Source organism: Enterobacter sp. MEB024 (genome assembly GCF_030209635.1).
Classification (GTDB): domain Bacteria; phylum Pseudomonadota; class Gammaproteobacteria; order Enterobacterales; family Enterobacteriaceae; genus Enterobacter; species Enterobacter ludwigii.
On sequence record NZ_JARVRQ010000015.1, the window covers coordinates 291,775 to 306,382 of the forward strand.

The following is a 14,608-nucleotide window of genomic DNA, read 5'->3' on the forward strand; positions in this document are numbered from 1 at the left end:
ATTCACTCACAGGATATGATTTCTTTTCAGCAGATTGCCAAAAAACTGATATTCTGAACAGAGTTACGTGGTAACACTGAGATCGCAATGAAATATCAACAACTGGAAAATCTCGAAAGCGGCTGGAAATGGAAGTACCTGGTCAAAAAGCACCGTGAAGGGGAGCTGATCACCTGCTACATCGAAGCCAGCGCAGCGCAAGAAGCCGTGGATATTTTGCTGACCCTCGAAAATGAACCGGTACAGGTTAACGGCTGGATTGAGAAACACATTAATCCTGCGTTGTTAAACCGGATGAAGCAAACTATTCGTGCGCGTCGCAAGCGGCATTTTAATGCGGAGCATCAGCACACTCGCAAAAAATCCATCGACCTGGAGTTTATGGTCTGGCAACGTCTGGCAGGGCTTGCGCAACGGCGTGGGAAAACGCTGTCAGAAACGATAGTGCAGTTGATTGAAGATGCCGAGTATAAAGAGAAGTACGCCAACCAGATGTCGACGCTGAAGAATGATCTTCAGGCTCTGTTGGGTAAGAAATAGATTTTTGTTTTCTTCAGATTCAGATAATAAAAAACCCCGCAATGCGGGGTTTTTTTATAAGACGATAACTTATGCCGCTGGCTGAGTTACAACGTCTTTGATGCCTTTAACTTCGATCTCTACGCGACGATCTGGAGCCAGGCAGTCGATCAGTGCAGCGCGAGCTTTAACGTTGTCACAGGTGTTGCCAGTAACTGGGTTAGCTTCGCCCATACCACGTGGGGAGATCTTGTTAGCTGGGATACCTTTAGAGATCAGGTAATCAACAACAGACTGAGCACGTTTCTCAGACAGTTTCTGGTTGTAAGCGTCAGAACCGATACGGTCGGTGAAGCCCAGAACCACTACAGAACCGTCTTTAGGATCCAGGTTGCTCAGCTGGGTGTACAGCTGATCCAGTGCCTGCTGACCTTCTGGTTTCAGGGTAGCTTTGTTGAAGTTGAACAGAACGTCAGACTTCAGAGTGAAGTGCTTGGTCTGTACTTCTGGAGCTGGAGCCGGCGCTGGAGCAACGATTGGCGCTGCATCTTCCTGCTGGCCGAAACGGTAGGAAACACCTACGCTCAGCATGCCGTTGTCCGGACGAACACCAACGGTGTTGCCGTCGCCGATGTTGTTAACCCACTGGTATTCCAGACGGGTAGCGATATCACGGGTCATAGCCCACTCAACGCCACCAGCGAATACTGGGGAAACACCGGTGTCATGGTCGTCGCCAGCGATGCTGTTGCTGGAGTCAGCGCGCCATACCATGCCGCCCAGACGAGTGTACACGTCCAGATCGTCAGTTACTGGGTAACCCAGTTTAGCGGTCAGCTGTACGCCCTGAGCTTTAAAAGCGCCGTTTACGTTGTCGCCTTTGTATGGCATACGACCTAACCAGTCGTAACCCATTTCAAAACCAACATACGGGTTAACCTGATAGCCACCGAACGCACCTGCACCAAGCTGGCTCTCGTGAGTAGGGCCATCGTTGTTCAGGCTGCTGTTGTACCAGCCGGTGTCATGGAACTGAGACCAGCCCAGTTTACCACCTGCATACCAGGTATTATCTTTCGGAGCGGCCTGCGCTACGGTAGCGAAGCCAGCCAGTGCCACTGCAATCGCGATAGCTGTCTTTTTCATTTTTTGCGCCTCGTTATCATCCAAAATTCGCCATGAAGGTCTCAATAGAGATTCACGGTTAAATCCTTCACCGGGGGGCGTGGTCAAATATAAATCTACCGATATCTTCGGCTTAGGCCGAGCACCCCTGGCGATGTAAAGTCTACAACGTAGCTGAAAACTTACAAGTGTGAAGTCCGTCAGGCATATGAAAAAAAAAGTTCCGTATACCGATTATTTAACATTTTTCGAACGAGTTTTGTGCAATAAAATTAAGGAGAACCGCACCAGACAAGCCTTGCCGCAGTTTTGGCGCCTGGAACTAAAATCGCATCTTGTGGTCAAAAAAAATTCCAGGAATAATCTTAATTTTCCTCAATGATACAAATTTGAGTGAATTTTTAGGCCAGAAAGTTGTCCTCTGCGATAAGAATCTGGTCGAACTGGACGCATGATCAACCCGATCGCACTACCTTCTTCAGCCGCTTCAGTCAGTCGAAAATGTTCCTCATCGGTCAATTCGTCGGATAACCATCCAATCACCACGCTGTAATTCCCCGTACGTAACGCCCGGATCATCGATTCCACGGTATCGCAGGGAGAGAGTTGGTTAATTTGCATGACCTTTGTCAGCGGCAGGCCCGCGGACTGCACCCATTCACGGCTCAGTTTTTGTTGAGGCGTCAGCCAAAGCTGCCAGCGCGACTGCTGACCAAGCTGTTGTAATAACGGCAACAGCAGAAGTTGAGTGAGCAGGGGCTGGTCTTCACGATAAACCACTTCACTGATAAGCCCTGTCGAAACACGCTCGGTGGAATTCTGCGTGACATTGCCAGCGGAAGAAGAGAGAGAGGTTGAGCGATTTGCATAGCCTGAAGTGTACATATTCATTCCAGCCCTGTAGTTACTGTATGGATATACAGTAACCCCTGTATGCATAAAGATCAACCTCATTTTCGGAAAGCGACTCGCAAAATTCATTCATTATTGATGCGCCTGGAAAAATCATCTTGCTCAACGACGATAAGTTGCCTATTTTCCTGCTAACGGATCCGCTAGTAAGAAATTTCGTTGTTACTTTATGATTTTGAAGGGAAATATCATGAAAAAGATATCTTATGAACGGATTTATAAATCCCAGGAATACCTTTCACCCTTAGGTGAAATCCACCATCGTGCGCTGTTCGGTGGGTATACCCTGGCCGTAGATGATGCCGTCTTCGCTATGGTCTCCGACGGGGAGCTGTATCTCCGGGCCTGTGAGGAAAGTGCAAAATACTGTGTAAAAAATGCCTCATCATTCTTAACCCTGATGAAACGGGGTCGTCCGGTGCTGCTCAATTATTATCGTGTCGATGACGGACTGTGGCAGGACAGAGAACGGCTGCTTCAGCTCTCCTCGTTCGCGCTCAATGCGGCGCGAAAAGAGCGTTCGCAGCGTGATCGGCGAAACCGCCTCAAGGACTTGCCCAATCTCACCTTTCAGCTTGAAGTGCTGCTCTTTGAAGCCGGAATCACTGATGAAGAGACGCTGCGGGAGCTGGGTGCCCGTGCGAGCTGGCTGAAGATGCGGGCGAAGAATAAAGCGCTCAGCATTAAAGTGCTGTTCGCGCTGGAAGGGGCCATCGCCGGACTTCATGAGGCGGCACTCCCGGCGGGAATTCGCCGGGAGTTAACGGAGTGGTTTAATGCGCTGCCTGAGCCACAGGAGAATCACTCCTCCAGGTAGCGATCTGCAGTTGCAGTCGGCAAATTTCTGGCAGCAGAGCGATAAGGAGGCCAATCTGCTGAAGAACCAGCGGTGCTTTGCTGTCGCTTCCCGGGTCAATATGCGTAATACGCTGAGCCAGTTCATCCAGCGCGTGTTGAACGCGAGGCTCATCGGCTGGTCGGTGATGAAGCGCGTCATCGACATAGCATACGGCATCATCCAGCAGGGCGAGGATGGCCGGGTGAGTCAATTTCTCACGGTGGGCACCCAGCGTCGAAATATAGCTGGTGAAGGTATGGTTCAGACAGAGCAGGCGGAAAGCCGTTTCCCGAATTTCTGCCGTGGCGCGAGGCTCCGTGGACATGTTAGAGACCACCGAAGCCAGTTCAGCATCACAGTTATGCGCATCGCGACGCGCGATACGATAAGCCAGACGGTTATCGCGACCCTGATGATACTGCTCAAGGATGGCATCAAGGTATCGACAGTTCGCGTTCATCGCCCTGTCTACCACACGCGGTAAATTACGGAACCGCCAGTCCGGCCAGATAAAACTGACCGCCGCCCAGGCGATAGCGCAGCCAATCAGCGTATCTATCACGCGGGGCAGGGCCACTTCAAATCCTTCACCCAGCAGGTTAAAGCAGAGTAGCACCAGCAGCGTGATGAACATTGTGGCATGCGCATACTGCACATTACGAAAGGCGAAGAACAACACACCGGTGATCACGATCAGGATCAGCTGGCCTTCGACAGAGGGCACGAAATAGAGCACCGGCAGCCCAATAGCGACGCCAACCAGCGTACCGATAATACGTAGCGCAAGGCGGTGGCGGGTGGCGTTATAGTTTGGCTGGCAAACAAACAGGCTGGTCAGCAGGATCCAGTAACCGTGATGTAACCCGGTTATCTGAATGATGGCATAACCCACGCACAGCACCAGTGACATCCTCACCGCATGGCGAAACAGTGCCGATTCCGGCGTAAAGTTGCGGCTCAGTCGCAGCCACATATCGCTGAAGCTATGCACGCTGTCATCAGCAAGCTGATTCTCCACATCTTTATCGGGGAGCGCCATCGCCTGCTCGGATTCAATGGTAGCCAGTTGAGCATCTATCGCCCGCAGGTTATTCAGCAAAAATCCCAGTGCTTTAATATGTTCCGGCGATGTTCCACTGGCCTGAACGCGATCGAGCGCCGCATCAAGATGGCTAAATACGCGTTCGAAGCGCGGGTCATGTTGATAGGGCGTACGCAGCAAAATGGAGCGTGCCAGCTGCTGGCACGCCTGAGACTGCATCGACAGCAGGCGCTGGAAGCGGAACATCACGTCGCTGTAGCGGAACTTCTCGCGCAGGGCAGCATACTGAACGTGCGAGGAGCTGGCACGCTCATGAATATCCTGCGCCGCGAAATAGTAGTGCAAGGTTCTTCGCGTTCCGCGCTGACCGCGATCGCCCCGCAGACGGGTAAGCAGTGAGGCTTTCGTCTGGTTAAGTGTGGCGACCAGTTGACCGTTGGCCAGAGCCAAATCGTAGAGCGGAGACTGGCTCTCCTCCTCGATATCCGGATCGAAGAGCCGGGATTTTAGCTCAAGGTAGTGGGCCAGTTGCTCGAAGCTGCGGGCAAGGTTGTCCTGAAGAGGGCGAACCGGAAAAATAAGATGCCCGGTTAACGTCAGCAGGTTATACCAGATGGCCCCCAGCAATAGCAGTATGGGCTGCTGGTACCATTGATCATAAAGGGAAACACCCAGCATGGTGTAAATGGCGATCAGCAGGGCACCAAAGGCGATAGTGGCATAGCGCTGCCCAAGGCCGCCAAGCAAAATAAACCCGCTGGTAGAGAGCGTAAGGCCAATGGCAAACAGCCAGGGCCAGGGGAAGAGCAGCTCCACGGAGGCTGACGCGATAAAAAAACAGACCAGCGTAATCACAAGATTACGCAGGCGCCCGGCAAGGCGATCGTCCAGATCCGCCAGCGCCCCCGCAACCACTCCCAGCGTGAGCGGGATGGTGAGTTTTACGTCATTCAGCCACCACGGCAGGGCAACCGTGCCGCACAGTGCGATAAATATTCTGACGTTATAAAGCCAGATGCTGTTCCAGGTATAACGGCGAAGCAGTGGGCTTAGCATAAGCACGGCCAGTCCTTATTTACTGAAAACGACGACGCGCGTTTGCTTCACGTGCCGCCTGTGCCACTTCTACCGGAACGACCCTGCGCCCGACTGGCCAAAGCGCGATGGCGGCAATCTTAAAGTTCGCGATCCCCACCGGAATACCAATAATGGATATGCACTGGGCAATACCGGCAAAGATATGCATCACACACAGCCACCAGCCGAAGAAAACCAGCCACAGAATATTGAGGACCGTGCCTCCCGTGTTCAGCAGTGCGTTTTTGCTCTCCGGGTTCAGTTCGTCAACGTGGACGGCTTCATTCCCGTACGGGATGAAAGAGAGTTTGGTGATTTCCCAGCAGGAGCGGGTCAGGGGGAGCGTAAAAATAAGGACGATGCTCACCAGCGTGGCAAAAAGCCAGGCAAGAGTGGTGGCAAAACCGCCTAACACAAAATTCAAAACATTCAGAACAGTACGCATAAACCCTCAGTTCCTTTCGATATGATTAACGCCCAGTGATTGTAACGTTTTTTTAGGCTGGAGCACCTTAAAACTGGCAGTTAAACTGTCAGGTAAATTATCTCTTCGTGGATTCGGCTGGACATGGAACTGAAAGCAACATCATTAGGCAAACGCCTGGCGCAACACCCCTACGACAGGGTTGTCCTCCTTAATGCCGGAGTGAAAGTCTCCGGAGAACGCCACGAATACCTCATTCCGTTTAATCAACTGCTGGCTATCCACTGTAAACGCGGGTTGGTCTGGGGCGAACTGGAGTTTGTCCTGCCTGATGATAAAGTCGTGCGCCTTCACGGTACCGAGTGGGCTGAGACCCAGCGCTTCCATCATCACCTGAATATGCTCTGGCAGCAGTGGAGCCAGGATATGAGCGTGATTGCCGCTCAGGTACTGCAGCAGGTACTGAACGATATTGCACAAAGTAACGAGCAACAAACGTGGCTCACCCGCCAGCAGACGGCCGGGTTGCAGCAAAAGATTAGGCAGGCGCTGGCGGCACTGCCGTTATCCGTGACGCGTCTTGACGAGTTCGACAATTGCCGTGACGCCTGGCGTCAGTGTCAGGCCTGGCTTGGCGATACAGACAAGAGCCGGCTGGCGCACAACCAGGCGTGGACAGATGCCATGCTGACCCGTTATGCCGACTTTTTCAGCACGGTTGAATCTTCACCGCTTAACCCTGCACAGGCGCGCGCCGTGGTTAACGGCGAGCACTCCCTGCTGGTGCTGGCGGGTGCCGGAAGCGGCAAAACGTCGGTGCTGGTGGCCCGTGCGGGTTGGCTACTGACAACGGGTGAGGCTGTTGCCGACCAGATACTGTTGCTGGCGTTTGGCCGTAAGGCAGCCGAGGAGATGGACGAACGCATACAGGAACGCCTGCATACCCGGGATATTACCGCCAGAACCTTCCATGCCCTGGCGCTGCATATTATTCAGCAGGGCAGTAAAAAAGTGCCTGCCATCAGCAAGCTGGAAAACGACACGCAGGCGCGTCAGGCGCTGTTCATCAAGACGTGGCGTCAGCAGTGCAGTGAGAAAAAGGCGCAGGCTAAAGGGTGGCGTCAGTGGCTGGAAGAAGAACTCAACTGGGACGTACCGGAAGGCAATTTCTGGCAGGATGAAAAACTGGCTCGTCGCCTGGGCTCTCGCCTCGACCGCTGGGTTAGCCTGATGCGGATGCACGGCGGATCGCAAGCCGAGATGATTGAAAGCGCGCCGGAGACGATCCGCGCCCTGTTTTCGAAGCGGGTTAAGCTGATGGCCCCGATGCTGAAAGCCTGGAAAACCGCGCTGAAAGAGGAAAATGCCGTCGATTTCTCCGGTTTGATCCATCAGGCCATTATCATTCTTGAGAAGGGCCGTTTTGTCAGCCCGTGGAAGCATATCCTGGTGGATGAATTCCAGGATATCTCGCCGCAACGTGCCGCGCTGCTCTCGGCGTTAAGGGCGCAAAATAAACATACCTCGCTGTTTGCGGTGGGCGATGACTGGCAGGCTATCTATCGCTTCAGCGGGGCACAGCTCTCCCTGACGACTGCATTCCATCACTATTTTGGCGAAGGCGATCGCAGCGATCTGGATACCACCTATCGCTTCAATTCCCGGATTGGTGAAGTTGCTAACCGCTTTATCCAGCAGAACCCACATCAGCTGGCAAAACCGCTAAATAGCCTCCGGGCCGGGGACAAAAAAGCCGTTACCCTGCTGGCGGACGATCAGCTGGAGCCGCTGCTGGACAAACTGAGCGGCTATGCGAAGCCGGATGAACGTATTCTGGTGCTGGCACGCTATCACCATCTTAAGCCTGCGGCGCTGGAAAAAGCCGCGACCCGCTGGCCGAAGCTGCAGCTCGATTTTATGACCATCCACGCCAGCAAAGGACAGCAGGCCGACTATGTGATAGTGATGGGGCTCAAAGAGGGGAGCGATGGTTTCCCGGCTCCGGCACGAGAGTCGGTAATGGAACAGGCATTACTGCCGGTCCCGGAAGATTTTCCGGATGCCGAAGAGCGGCGTTTGCTGTACGTGGCGATGACCCGCGCGCGTCATCGCGTGTGGCTGCTGTTCAACAAAGAGGAGCCGTCGGTGTTTGTCGATATTCTGAAGAGTATTGATGTGCCAGTGGCGAGGAAGCCTTAACGGGATAGCGGAGCGGTAATATTGCAGGCCCGGTAAGCGTGTCGCCACCGGGCAAAAAACTACTTCAGTCTTTCAGAAAGATAGCGCTGATAATCCGGGATCAGGATCTCAACCGGTGAGTTGAAGTGCGGGGATTCAATGATGAAATCTGCCGTCGACAGGTTCGTCGCCACCGGAATATTCCATACCGTTGCCAGACGCAGCAGGGCTTTGACATCCGGGTCGTGCGGAACCGCATTCAGCGGATCCCAGAAGAAAATCAGTACATCAATTTTCCCTTCAGAAATCTGAGCGCCGACCTGCTGGTCGCCGCCCATCGGGCCGCTCAGCATGGCATTGACCTCCAGACCCGTTTCGCGGTGGATCAGGTTACCGGTTGTCCCGGTCGCTGAGAGAGCATGCTTTTCCAGCAATGGCTGATGGCGGCGAACCCAGTTAAGCAGCATTTGTTTACAGTGATCGTGCGCAACCAGAGCAATGTGTTTGCGTTCCGGTAGCGTGCGTGTTGTCAGTTCCATAATCTTATCCATCAGGTTAACTGACTACACGATGACGGGAACCGCCTGATGCTGCAAGAGAAAGGCGAAAAAAATGTGGCTTATGATGAAGGTTGTTGCTTCACCCACTGTAAAAAACGGGCCCGTGTCTCAGGATCGGCCTGCTGGAACCAGAATTTAAGACGCTGTTCCGTTAACGTCTGGGACTGTGGCGGAATAACATCCAGCTCTGAGACACCGGACAGCAGCGTACTGTCGTCTGCCATCCTGGTGGCAAACTGTGGAAGGGAAGCGCGTTTGCCTGCCTTGTTATAGATTTCGGTCGCGGCCTCGTAATCGGTGCCTTTCGGGGACGAGGTTAACGCCAGAATATCGAGTTTTACCGGAATCGGCATTGAATCCCCGTCCAGCAGTTCAAGGCGCGGAGAGGCGTCAAAGGCCGCCGACTCTTTTTCGGTTTCAAGACGCGGGAGGGTAATGTTCACCTGACTGACCCGCTGGGTATTAAAGCTGACAATCAGCGGCGCAGAGATATACATGCGTTGTTCATGATTAGCGAGGCCGATGGTTTTTTCTACCCGCAATACCAGCTGGTGTGGCCCATTATCAAGTTCGATGCTGTCCGCACCGCGCAACAAGGAACTGGACACTTTTTTTCCGTCCAGCACCAGCAGATCAATATCCGTTGTAAGCCGTAGCGTGGTCGCAAAGACGCAAACTGGCATCACTAACGCAATCACAGCAGTGGCAATGCCGGTTTTCATAGAGGGCTCCTGTTGAAATGACTCGGCCGCGGTAATGTATCCAAATATTTCGATAATCACGTTTACTAACATATAGACATATTCTGCCGTTTTGCCCTCATGCATCTGCATGGGATGCATGGTTGAGATGTGCGCTTTGACGTACACTCATAAAAAAGCCTGGAGGAAAACCATGAAAGAGAACGAAATTGCCGAGATTCTGACATCGACGCGCACGATTGCATTGGTAGGGGCAAGTGATAAACCGGATCGCCCAAGCTACCGGGTGATGAAGTACCTTCTCGATCAGGGCTATCACGTCATCCCTGTGTCGCCGAAAGTGGCCGGTAAAACCTTACTGGGTCAGCAGGGATACGCCACGCTGAACGAGGTACCTGAAAAAGTCGACATGGTGGATGTTTTCCGCAATTCCGAGGCAGCGTGGGGAGTGGCACAAGAGGCCATCGCCATCGGCGCGAAAACGCTGTGGATGCAGTTGGGTGTCATTAACGAGCAGGCGGCGGTGCTGGCGCGAGAAGCCGGTCTGACGGTGGTAATGGACCGATGTCCGGCGATTGAGATTCCCCGTCTGGGGCTGGCGAAGTCATAAAAAAAAGCCCGTTTATCGGGCTTTTTTTACGCGCTTAGTTCCGCAGGCGCGGGGCCTGTAACTGTTTGCGGATAGTCTGAGCAAGTTCATCCATCGTGGGTTGCTCTGGATGCTCATCCTGCAGTTCGCTACTCAGCTGCGCTTCAGCAAGGTAGGTGTGAACGGGTTGTCCATCATCCCCCTCCATCACCACATGATACCAGGGCGCGGCGCGAAGCTCTGCGTTAACCGCCAGTTCATCCGCTGACGGTTCATCAAGGGAATACTCCGGGTCGATATCCACGACCACACCCAAATACCCTAGCAAAGTGTGGCGGACCTGCTGGCCGATACCGAATTTGCTGGCAATCATAGTCACCTCCCGGGAAACACTACTTACACGTTATGTGCGGGCAATATTTCTCTTTTCAAGTTACATGACGCGACAGGCAAACCCTTTCAGATACAGCCCTTCCGGGTAGGTAGCGATCACCGGGTGATCGGCTGCCTGACGGAACTGTTCTATAAATTGTACATCACGACCAGCATCTATTGCGGCATCAGCGATGATTTTCTGAAATAAATCTGTGGTCATCAGGCCGGAGCAGGAGAAGGTGAGAAGCACTCCACCCGGGTTCAGCAGCTGGATGGCCAGCATGTTGATATCCTTATAGCCGCGGCAGGCACCCATCAGCTGACTTTTGTTCTCCACAAACTTCGGTGGATCCATCACGATGACGTCGAATTTCTCGCCCTGATCGCGATACTTACGCAGCAGCTTGAAGACGTCATCGCGAACAAACTCGGCTTTGCTCAGATCCAGCTTGTTCAGCTCGACGTTTTGTTTCGCCACGTCCAGCGCTTCCTGAGAGGTATCAACGCTGACAACCTGGGCACAGCCGCCCATCAGCGCCGAGACGGCGAAACCACCGGTATAGGAGAAGCAGTTCAGTACGCGTTTGTCGGCAACATACTGGCGAGTGGCCAGGCGGCTGTCACGCTGGTCCAGGTAGTAACCCGTTTTATGGCCGCCCTGGATATCCACCAGCAGCTTCATACCGTGCTCTTCGATTGGCAGCAGGGCAGGTGGCAGTTCACCGGTGACCGGACCTTGCGTCAGCTCCATGCCCTCTTTTTTGCGCACTGCCACATCGCTGCGGTCATAAATGGCGCATTCCGGGAAAACCGATTGCAACGCGCTGATCAGCGCAGCACGTTGATATTCAGCCCCTGCGCTTAACAGTTGCAGTACCAGGAAGTTACCGAAGCGGTCGATCGTCACGCCAGGCAGACCGTCGGACTCACCGGCAATCACACGGTAGCTGTCCAGACCGTCACGCTTTGCCAGCCACTCACGCCACTGCTGCGCCTGCTGTAAACGACGAACGAAGAAATCAATATCGATCGTTTCATCTTTATCAAAGGTCCAGACGCGAGCGCGGATTTGGGACGCTGGCGAATATGCGCCTCGCGCTAACCATTTCCCCTGATGGTCAACGATATCGATGGTCTCTCCGAGGCTGGCTTTGCCTTCCATACGGGCTACTGCACCGGAAAAGACCCAGGGATGGCGGCGCAATAATGACTTCTCGCGCCCTTTGGCTAACACTAAACGTACACTCATAATTTGCTATTCTGTCGATTCCAGGGAAATGGCGCGTAGAGTAGCACATTCAGCAAGTCGCAATCATCTGCGGATGCCTTTGAGCGTTTCGGCACAAAATCAAATCGCTTAGGCACAGTACTGCACTGCGGTGGGCTTTACAGTAGGGTTTCCGGTACAGCAAAGGGAAACACAAATGAGAAAGCGCCTTGCGATAGCAGTAACTACCCTGGCGGTGGTCAGTTTTCATGTTTTAGCGGCATCGTCGTTCACCATCAGCAGTCAGGATCTGGCCAGTGAACGCCCGTTGTCGCAACAGCAGGTGTTTGACGGGTTTGGGTGTCACGGTGGGAATCACTCTCCGCAACTGGCGTGGAAAAATCCGCCTGTCGGGACGAAAAGTTTCGCAGTCACGGTATTTGACCCTGATGCCCCTACCGGAAGTGGATGGTGGCACTGGACGGTGGTCAATATTCCCCTCCAGACGCTGACGCTTCCCGCCGATGCCGGAAACCCGAAGGGTGAGACATTACCGGCCGGGGTTGTGCAGGGGCGTAATGATTTCGGTTATTCTGGTTTCGGCGGCGCATGTCCGCCCAAAGGGGATAAGCCGCACCGTTATCAGTTTACCGTCTGGGCGCTGGATGTGGATAAATTGCCTGTCGACAGGAATGCCAGCGGCGCGCTGGTGGGTTTTATGCTTAACAGTCACGTCCTGGCAAAGGCCAGCTTAACCGTTACCTACAGCAGATAAGGATGGCATGGTGCAGGGAGTCCAGTTTCAACATAAACATTTGACGGCCGGTGAAGTGAGCGCCAGTAAAATGCATCACCTGCACCAGGTTAAACTCTTTCTTCCTGCCATTTGCCATATCACTCACGGCAGTAAAGTGATTGTTCAGGACGATAACCGCCTGGTGGCGACGAAAGCGTCGCTGATCATTATTCCCGCCAATACGCCGCTGGAGATCATAAATCAACCCGCGAATGGTCTCTTTCGCTCTGACTTATTGATGTTGTCACCGGAGCTTCTGGCGGAGTTTAAAACGCATTACCTGAAATCCTGGCCGCGCACAGAATTACATTCCCTCTGTGCTCCCCTGAGTGAGGGGCTGGCATTTATGTGGAGTAACCTGCTGCATGCCGTGCGTCAGGATTTACCGGAGGCGTTACAAAAGCATCAGGCTTTCGGCCTTTTGCTGGCATTACTACATGACGGCGTCGCAGGGCCGTTGCTTATAGAGCGTAATAGCCACCTGTCCGAGCAGGTGCGGCAGTTCATCATGCTCTCGCCCGCCAGGGCCTGGACTGCACAGGATGTTGCCAGCCGCCTGGCATTGAGCGTGCCGACGCTACGCAGACGGTTACGCGAAGAGTCGCAGAGTTTTCGCCAGATTGTTGAGGAGGTGAGGATGGCCGTTGCGCTGTCACACTTACAGTCAACCCGGTTACCTATTGGTGAAATCGCATTACAATGTGGTTATCTTTCCAGCTCTCGTTTTACTGCCCGTTTCCGGCAACATTATGGCTGTTTGCCGAAAACGCTACGTTAAGGAGTAGAAAAATGTCAAAAATCTGCACAATTGCCTGGGTACACGGCATGGTTCAGGGTGTCGGATTCCGTTACAGCACGCAGCGCGAAGCTATGCAGCTGGGGCTCACGGGATACGCGCGAAACAGGGATGATGGCAGCGTTGAGGTCGTTGCCTGTGGTGATGCGGAGCAGGTTGAAAAGCTGGTGGCATGGCTGAAAGCTGGTGGGCCGCGCAGCGCGCGGGTTGATAAGGTTTTAACCGAACCCCATCAACCCGGCCGGGAATACGTTAACTTCGGTATTCGCTACTAAATGCATTTCACCGGTTTTGGCAGGCCGGCAATTTTGGTGGCCTGTTTTGCCGGGCCTTTCGGGAACAGGCGATACAGGTAACGGCTGTTGCCTTTCTCTTCACCGAATTTATTGGCCATCGCCTTGACCAGCATGCGGATCGCCGGGGAGGTGTTGAATTCGAGATAGAATTCGCGCACAAAACGCACCACTTCCCAGTGTTCCGGGGAGAGGGCGATACCTTCGTTCTCGGCGATTTTTTCCGCCAGCGGCTCGCTCCACTGGCTGCTCTCTTTCAGATAACCGTCGTTATCAGTTTCAATCTCTTTACCTTCAAAACTCAACATAGTCATTCACGCGTCAGTCAAAAACCGCAGCAGTGTACCAAAAAACAAAGCCCCGCATAAGCGGGGCTCTGGTTCACAGCATTGTTGATTAATCGCGGCTGGCGAAGCCCAGGATGCTCAACAGGCTGACAAAGATGTTGTACAGCGATACATACAGGCTCACGGTGGCGCGGATATAGTTCGTCTCACCGCCGTGAATGATGTTGCTGGTTTCATACAGGATTGCGCCAGAAGAAATCAGAATAAACACGGCGCTGATCGCCAGGTGCAGGGCAGGCAGCTGCAGGAAGATGTTTGCCACCATACCTACCAGCACCACCACGATACCTGCCATCAGCATACCGCCGAGGAAGGACATGTCCTTACGGGTGGTCAGCACGTAGGCCGAACAGCAGAAGAATACCAGCGCGGTACCGCCCAGCGCCATGCCAATCACGTCGCCCATACCGGCGGACAGATAGGCGTTGAGGATGGGCCCCAGGATATAGCCCAGGAAACCCGTAAAGGCGAACGCGGACAGAATACCCACCGGTTTATCAGCAGTTTTGTAGGTCAGGAACATCAGACCATACATCCCCACCAGCGTCAGGATCAGACCCGGTGACGGCAGCATCAGCACGGTGCTGGCAGTTGCGGTCATCGCCGAGAATGCCAACGTCAGGCTGAGCATGAAATAGGTATTGCGCAGCACCTTGTGGGTACTGAGTAGCGATGTGCGGTCGCGTGAAGAAGTAATTATACGATCCATGAGTCACTCTCTTATGACAGATGTAATTAGCGGAAAGAATAGGAAACGGCGCGCCAGTCTCAAAGTGGTTTTACCCATCTTTACTCAGGACGTTAGCGTTACTGCTGGTTGTTTATTCTT

General features: G+C 53.4%; 17 protein-coding genes. 7 read left to right on the top strand and 10 right to left on the bottom strand.

The features are described from left to right. Positions 1-87: 87 nt before the first annotated feature. Complete coding sequence (gene matP, locus QRN24_RS21140; RefSeq protein WP_284943042.1) at positions 88-540, top strand: macrodomain Ter protein MatP; 453 nt, start codon at positions 88-90, stop codon at positions 538-540. Between the two features lie 69 nt (positions 541-609). Here matP and ompA read toward each other — a convergent pair whose 3' ends face one another. Together ompA and sulA are read right to left on the bottom strand one after the other, a co-directional pair. Beyond that, on the bottom strand, positions 610-1,665 hold the full coding sequence (ompA, locus tag QRN24_RS21145; RefSeq protein ID WP_020884794.1) for a porin OmpA: 1,056 nt from the start codon (positions 1,663-1,665) through the stop codon (positions 610-612). 354 nt (positions 1,666-2,019) lie between these two features. Further along, entirely contained in the window at positions 2,020-2,529 is a 510-nt protein-coding gene (gene sulA / locus QRN24_RS21150; protein ID WP_232947133.1) for an SOS-induced cell division inhibitor SulA, read from the bottom strand. Positions 2,530-2,746: 217 nt separating this feature from the next. Between sulA and QRN24_RS21155 the strand changes: the two genes are divergently transcribed. Continuing rightward, entirely contained in the window at positions 2,747-3,373 is a 627-nt protein-coding gene (locus QRN24_RS21155; protein ID WP_020884792.1) for a TfoX/Sxy family DNA transformation protein, read from the top strand. Here QRN24_RS21155 and yccS read toward each other — a convergent pair. After that, positions 3,330-5,492: a YccS family putative transporter gene (yccS, locus tag QRN24_RS21160; protein WP_020884791.1), complete on the bottom strand. Its 2,163-nt coding sequence runs from the start codon at positions 5,490-5,492 to the stop codon at positions 3,330-3,332. The genes QRN24_RS21155 and yccS overlap by 44 nt on opposite strands. 19 nt (positions 5,493-5,511) lie before the next feature. Next, the gene (locus QRN24_RS21165; RefSeq protein WP_025204535.1) at positions 5,512-5,958 is read right to left on the bottom strand and encodes a YccF domain-containing protein; all 447 of its coding nucleotides are present in this window, start codon (positions 5,956-5,958) and stop codon (positions 5,512-5,514) included. 123 nt (positions 5,959-6,081) lie between these two features. Between QRN24_RS21165 and helD the strand changes: the two genes are divergently transcribed. Beyond that, positions 6,082-8,136: a DNA helicase IV gene (gene helD / locus QRN24_RS21170; RefSeq protein WP_020884789.1), complete on the top strand. Its 2,055-nt coding sequence runs from the start codon at positions 6,082-6,084 to the stop codon at positions 8,134-8,136. Between the two features lie 59 nt (positions 8,137-8,195). Here the strand turns inward: helD and mgsA are convergent, their stop codons facing one another. Both mgsA and csgI read right to left on the bottom strand, forming a co-directional pair. Beyond that, positions 8,196-8,654, bottom strand: a complete 459-nt coding sequence (gene mgsA, locus QRN24_RS21175) for a methylglyoxal synthase (RefSeq protein WP_020884788.1) — start codon at positions 8,652-8,654, stop codon at positions 8,196-8,198. Between the two features lie 80 nt (positions 8,655-8,734). Next, a complete protein-coding gene (csgI, locus tag QRN24_RS21180) occupies positions 8,735-9,397 on the bottom strand; it encodes a curli synthesis inhibitor (RefSeq protein WP_032679662.1) in 663 nt (220 codons plus the stop codon). A 172-nt stretch (positions 9,398-9,569) separates the two neighbouring features. Here csgI and QRN24_RS21185 point away from each other — a divergent pair, with 172 nt between their 5' ends. Beyond that, positions 9,570-9,986 carry a CoA-binding protein gene (locus QRN24_RS21185; RefSeq protein WP_025204532.1) on the top strand — a complete coding sequence of 139 codons (417 nt, stop codon included), beginning with the start codon at positions 9,570-9,572 and terminating at the stop codon, positions 9,984-9,986. Positions 9,987-10,020: 34 nt separating this feature from the next. Here QRN24_RS21185 and hspQ read toward each other — a convergent pair whose 3' ends face one another. Next, positions 10,021-10,338 carry a heat shock protein HspQ gene (gene hspQ, locus QRN24_RS21190; protein ID WP_013097248.1) on the bottom strand — a complete coding sequence of 106 codons (318 nt, stop codon included), beginning with the start codon at positions 10,336-10,338 and terminating at the stop codon, positions 10,021-10,023. Between the two features lie 60 nt (positions 10,339-10,398). Continuing rightward, a complete protein-coding gene (gene rlmI / locus QRN24_RS21195) occupies positions 10,399-11,589 on the bottom strand; it encodes a 23S rRNA (cytosine(1962)-C(5))-methyltransferase RlmI (protein WP_032677819.1) in 1,191 nt (396 codons plus the stop codon). Positions 11,590-11,764: 175 nt separating this feature from the next. Here rlmI and QRN24_RS21200 point away from each other — a divergent pair, with 175 nt between their 5' ends. Genes QRN24_RS21200 through yccX form a run of 3 tightly spaced genes read left to right on the top strand, consistent with a single transcriptional unit; the run spans position 11,765 to position 13,414 of the window. Beyond that, positions 11,765-12,322, top strand: coding sequence for a kinase inhibitor (locus tag QRN24_RS21200; RefSeq protein WP_040017082.1), 558 nt, complete (start codon positions 11,765-11,767; stop codon positions 12,320-12,322). Between the two features lie 7 nt (positions 12,323-12,329). Continuing rightward, on the top strand, positions 12,330-13,121 hold the full coding sequence (locus tag QRN24_RS21205) for a helix-turn-helix transcriptional regulator (protein WP_042866505.1): 792 nt from the start codon (positions 12,330-12,332) through the stop codon (positions 13,119-13,121). A gap of 11 nt (positions 13,122-13,132) precedes the next feature. After that, complete coding sequence (yccX, locus tag QRN24_RS21210) at positions 13,133-13,414, top strand: acylphosphatase (protein WP_020884783.1); 282 nt, start codon at positions 13,133-13,135, stop codon at positions 13,412-13,414. Here yccX and tusE read toward each other — a convergent pair. Continuing rightward, complete coding sequence (gene tusE, locus QRN24_RS21215) at positions 13,411-13,740, bottom strand: sulfurtransferase TusE (protein ID WP_020884782.1); 330 nt, start codon at positions 13,738-13,740, stop codon at positions 13,411-13,413. The two genes, yccX and tusE, sit on opposite strands and share 4 nt — an antisense overlap. An 88-nt stretch (positions 13,741-13,828) precedes the next feature. Beyond that, the gene (gene yccA, locus QRN24_RS21220) at positions 13,829-14,488 is read right to left on the bottom strand and encodes an FtsH protease modulator YccA (RefSeq protein WP_014169445.1); all 660 of its coding nucleotides are present in this window, start codon (positions 14,486-14,488) and stop codon (positions 13,829-13,831) included. Positions 14,489-14,608 lie beyond the last annotated feature (120 nt).